Annotated in this window: 1 protein-coding gene; it reads left to right on the top strand. The window is 37.1% G+C overall.

The window, feature by feature from the left end; genetic code table 11:
• Positions 1-126: 126 nt before the first annotated feature.
• Positions 127-437, top strand: a 311-nt coding sequence (locus tag AC0L3B_RS38430; protein WP_473382812.1) for a hypothetical protein, incomplete at its 3' end; no start/stop codon positions are given.

Raw genomic sequence — 437 nt, 5'->3', positions numbered from 1 at the left:
CAGCAATTTGTAATTTTTTCGCTGTGAAACCAGCGTCCACAGCGCGAATTTCTATATCCACCAATAGCTGAATTTGATGAGCTGGAAATTGCCAATGTTTATTGGGAATCTAATTTTGCTTCTATCTTGCTCATCAATCTGATGGGTTTGGAATATGGTGAGTCAGTTAAAAAAATTATAATTTCTGAAGCTTTGCTTGATAAGGTACTCGTTGGAAGAGAAATATCAGGAATAGTTATAGATGGCTATTTGATTCTTGCAGTTGATTCAGAGATGCATGATTTAAAAAGTTTTATAGCGGATGCTGAAAAAAATACAAGATTTGTCAGGAAACATGTCGTTGTAAAATACCCGGATCAATGGCAGAGAGTAGAGAGAGTTACATCTCTGGGAATAGCAACAGTAGCGAGTGTTGCACAGTTTACGATTAACCCGAC

The sequence above is a fragment of the Bradyrhizobium sp. Kon56 genome (genome assembly GCF_055807635.1).
Note: the sequence above shows the minus strand (reverse complement) of the source record. Positions and strands in the feature narration are given on the sequence as shown.